4 protein-coding genes and 1 pseudogene are annotated in these 4,672 nt (G+C 41.6%); 2 read left to right on the top strand and 3 right to left on the bottom strand.

What is annotated here, in order from left to right:
• Positions 1 to 187 precede the first annotated feature (187 nt).
• From QM867_RS10565 to QM867_RS10555, 3 genes are all read right to left on the bottom strand, one after another.
• A complete protein-coding gene (locus tag QM867_RS10565; RefSeq protein ID WP_414315741.1) occupies positions 188 to 592 on the bottom strand; it encodes a PaaI family thioesterase in 405 nt (134 codons plus the stop codon).
• A gap of 69 nt (positions 593 to 661) precedes the next feature.
• Entirely contained in the window at positions 662 to 2,143 is a 1,482-nt protein-coding gene (locus QM867_RS10560; protein ID WP_414315740.1) for a UDP-glucose--hexose-1-phosphate uridylyltransferase, read from the bottom strand.
• Between the two features lie 18 nt (positions 2,144 to 2,161).
• A complete protein-coding gene (locus QM867_RS10555) occupies positions 2,162 to 3,340 on the bottom strand; it encodes a galactokinase (protein ID WP_414315739.1) in 1,179 nt (392 codons plus the stop codon).
• Between the two features lie 167 nt (positions 3,341 to 3,507).
• Between QM867_RS10555 and QM867_RS10550 the strand changes: the two genes are divergently transcribed.
• Together QM867_RS10550 and QM867_RS10545 are read left to right on the top strand one after the other, a co-directional pair.
• Entirely contained in the window at positions 3,508 to 4,509 is a 1,002-nt protein-coding gene (locus QM867_RS10550; protein ID WP_315639817.1) for a LacI family DNA-binding transcriptional regulator, read from the top strand.
• A 92-nt stretch (positions 4,510 to 4,601) separates the two neighbouring features.
• A pseudogene (locus QM867_RS10545) lies at positions 4,602 to 4,672 on the top strand (transposase); the annotation flags it as partial.

The raw sequence follows: 4,672 nt of genomic DNA, 5'->3' as shown, positions 1-4,672 counted from the left end.
TCTATTGTATAGAAACCATATTGCTTACGATTATAATCAGGTTTTTCTTTGTGAAACATAGGGAACACCTCACAACTCTTCTTACCTCTATTATACGACTTTACACAAAGAAAAGCCCTTAGAAACTGGACTTCCAAGGACTTTGTCTTCAATCTGAAAAGAGGCTTGAGCCTCTTTTTCTTATTTCCTAAATCCTCACCTGTCTATCTTCTGACCGCTGTCCTGTAACAAACATGGTGAAGGTTGCCTTGCAGACATTTCGGCCATCTTGGTTGGTGATATCAACATCGACGACACAAGTGGTGCGTCCGTGATGGACACATTCTCCTTTGATAGTGAGAACGTCCCCTAGATTTCCAGCTTTCAGATAGTTGATAGAAGACTGGAGTGTCACCCCGTCTAATCCTAGCGAAATCACCACAAGACCACTGATTTGATCACAAAGGGTAAATAGATAACCTCCATGGGCATTCCCATAGTAGTTGAGTGAGGAGTCCACTACTTTTGTCGTTACTGCAACGTGACCGTCTCTCATTTTTTCAATTTCGTAGTTTTCAAAGGCAGATATAGCGTCAAAGTGAAAATCTTTCATACTTTCCTCCTGATATTTCAAACGACACTATGATACTACTTTTCATGACTCTGTGCAAGAGAGAAGCACTTATTCAGGTAAAATCTCAACCTGCTCCACAAAGCGCATAAAGGCTACTTGTCCTTCTTCTGTTTGCTTGTAAACACCTGCATCTTCCAACACCCGAGCGAAGATTTTACCCACAGATTCTTGGACGATTTCAAGAGCTTGGTCTTTATCAGTCAATCCAGGATGACTTTCCTTCAACTCATCTGCCCATTCTTGGTGATAATCTGCAACTGGAACATTATCTCCGACTAGGTAAGCTGCTACCTGCTCCACTTCTTCCTTCAAGCGTGGTGGCAAGATGGCCAAGCCCATAACCTCAATCAAGCCGATATTTTCCTTCTTGATATGTTGGACATCCTTGTGGGGATGATAGATACCATCTGGATGCTCTGGAGATGTTTGATTGTCCCGCAAAACCAAATCCAACTCAAACTGCCCATCTCTTTTACGCGCAATCGGTGTGATAGTGTGATGCGGTGTTCCATTACTTTCTGCCAAGACCTGTACACTTGGATCTGAGTATTGACGCCAAGCCAGTAAGATTTTATCCGCTAGTTCTGTCAAATCCTCTTTTGAATCTGAAGTTAGTCGAATGACGGACATAGGCCACTGAACAATCCCTGCTTTGACAGATTCAAAACCTTCAAAGGTAAAGCTTTTCTGTAAAGGAGCCACTTCCATCGGGAATACATGACGACCACCTTGATAATGATCATGGGTAAGGATGGAGCCACCCACGATTGGCAAATCAGCATTTGAACCAGCAAAGTAGCCTGGAAACTGCTCCACAATCGCTAACAAACGTTCAAAACTTTGGCGACTAATGGCCATAGGACGATGCTTGCTATCTAGGAAAATACAGTGCTCATTAAAGTAAGCGTAAGGCGAATACTGGAAGCCCCACTCCTGACCAGAAATATCAAAACGTATAATACGATGGTTGCTTCTAGCTGGATGATTGACACGACCATGGTAGCCTTCATTTTCCATACAGAGCTGACATTGAGGATAGTTACTCGACTTGACCAACTTAGCTGCCGCAATCTCTTTTGGATCCTTTTCAGGCTTCGAGAGATTGATGGTAATCTCCAGTTCACCGTAGTCAGATGGTACACGATAAGCAATATTCTTTGCGATAGCCTTCAGTTTGATGTAGTCATTCTTCTGACTGAGTTGGTAGAAATCTGCAATTGCCTGCTCTGGTAACTGGGCATAGGTATCCCAAAAATCACGATTAACCTGACTTGGACAAGGCGTTACCAAGTCCATGAGGTCAGCACCGAGAATCTCACGCTCAGCCTGACTATCTTCAATCGTTTCCAAGCGAACAGCTTCCTCGACAAGATGGTCTTTGAGATCAATCAAGTTGTCCTGATCAGTCTCAACGTCAAAAATTCCTTCACCAACCAAAGCCAAGACACGATTAGTCAGATAAATCCGGTCCAACTCTTCAAAGGTACTTTCTGCAATGACTTTGGTAACAAATGTTTCTACTAAGGTCACTAGAAAACCTCCTTTTGACTAATCAAGAACGCGAGTACCACCTGCAACTTCAGCGATATAGAAGCTTGGTGCATAGCCAACGATTTCTTCATAGTGTTTGCCAACAGCTTCTTTAAAGTTCTCAACCGTATCTTTTTGAACCAAGGCAATGGCGCAACCACCAAAACCTGCTCCTGTCATACGAGCACCAAGAACACCTTCTTGAGCCCAAGCTGTATGAACCAGGGTATCCAATTCCAAGCCAGTTACTTCATAGTCATGTTCAAGAGACACATGAGATGCATTCATCAAACGACCAAACTTGTCCAAATCTCCTGCTTGAAGAGCCGCTTGTGCTTTAAGTGTACGTTGGTTTTCAAGAACGGCGTGACGAGCACGTTTCAAACGATTTTCATCTTTGATGAGGTAACTGTATTCATCAAAAGCCCACTCATCCAATTCACCTAAGGTTTGAATATTTAAGGCCACTTGGAGTTCTTCTACTGCTTTTTCACATTCAGCACGACGTTCATTGTACTTAGAATCTGCTAGTTCACGGCGTTTGTTGGTATTCATGATCACAACAACATTGTCCTTCAAATCAAGGGGAACCAAGTCATATTCTAAACTATTTGTATCCAGATAAATGGCACGTTGATCTGCCCCCATACCGATAGCAAATTGGTCCATGATACCAGAGTTAACACCGATAAAATTATTCTCTGTCAATTTCCCGATTTTTACTAAATCTAGACGATCCAATTTTAGGTCAAAGAGGTATTCTGCCACGACACCTGTCAATAGCTCCAATGAAGCTGAAGAGGACAAACCTGCACCATTTGGGATATTTCCAAATACATAGAAATCAAAACCTTTATCAATCACATGTCCAGCTTCTTGCAAGAAATGAAGGACACCTTTTGGATAGTTGGTCCAGTTGTGCTCTTTCTCAAACTTAAGGTCAGCCAGAGGAACTTCGATAATGCCTTTGTCCTCAAAGTTTGCGGAGTAGAAACGCAACACTTGGTCATCACGCTTGCGTGCTGCTCCATAAGTTCCTAGTGAAATAGCAGCTGGGAAAACATGGCCACCATTATAGTCAGTATGTTCCCCAATCAAGTTGATACGGCCTGGTGAAAAGAAGGTTTGATCTGCTTCTTGACCAAAAACAGCAAGAAAGTCCTTGCGAAGTGCATCAGCAGTAAGATGTTGTGTCATATGAATTCTCCTTTGACAATTGTTAGGTAAAAAAACTTAACCTGTAATCGTTTTCTTCTATTGTACCCAAGGGTTTTGCTTTGGTCAACATTTTTACCTATATTTTACTAAACTATAGGTAAAAAGCAACAAAAATATGCTATAATAACCTAAAAAGGAGGGGAATTATGGCTACACTCAAAGATATCGCTCAGCTAGCCTCTGTCTCGATCGCAACTGTATCCCGCGTTCTCAATCGCGATCAGAGCCTATCTGTTACAGAAGAAACTCGACATCGTATCTTAACCGTCGCAGAAGAACTAGGATATACAAAACATCTCAAAACAGGCGAAAGTCATAAACTCAAACAAAAAATTGCTATCATCCAGTGGGTGAGCGAACAAGGTGAATTAGAGGATCTCTACTACTACCAGATCCGTCTCGGAATTGAAAAAAGAGCTCAAGAGTTAGACTATGACATTTTGCGCTATTTTAACGACCAACCTTTCACGCTTAGCGAGGAAGTGATTGGTATCCTCTGTATTGGTAAATTTAGTCGTGCACAGATTGCTTCATTCGAGGAATATCAAAAGCCTCTAGTTTTCCTTGACAGTGATACGATTGCCCTTGGTCATACCTGTGTCATTACGGATTTCTATAATGCGGTTAGACAGGTGGTTGATTACTTTACAGATCATGGGCTTAAAAAGGTTGGTATCCTATCCGGTCTTGAAACTACTACTGACCATGAAGAAGTTATCTCAGATAAACGCTTAGATTACTTTAAATCCTATACACAAGAAAAAGGAATTTATAACGAGAAATTCATTTTCCAAGGAGAGTTTACTGCCCAATCTGGCTACGACTTAATGAAACATGCAATTCAAAGCTTGGGGAAACAACTTCCATCTGCCTTTTTTGCTGCAAGTGATAGTCTGGCAATCGGTGCCCTTCGGGCACTCCAAGAAGCTAGTATCCACCTGCCAGAGCGAGTGAGTTTAATTTCCTTTAATGACACTAGCTTGACCAAACAAGTTTTCCCACCCCTTTCAAGTATCACTGTTTATACAGAGGAAATGGGACGCACAGGCATGGATATCCTTAATAGAGAAGTGCTCCACGGACGCAAAATTCCAAGCCTCACTATGCTGGGAACCAAGCTGACTTTAAGAGAAAGCACCTTGCATTAAGCACAACAACTGAACATAAAAAAAACCTAATAGAGATTGAACTGCACCCCAAAAGTTAGACATAAAAATCTAACTTTTGGGGTATTTTTATTATGAAATTAACTTATGATGATAAAGTTCAAATCTATGAACTTAGAAAACAAGGATATAGCTTAGAGAAGCT

Source organism: Streptococcus infantis, from assembly GCF_047463635.1.
Lineage (GTDB): Bacteria > Bacillota > Bacilli > Lactobacillales > Streptococcaceae > Streptococcus > Streptococcus infantis_W.
This window is presented reverse-complemented; position numbering and strand designations above follow the sequence as displayed.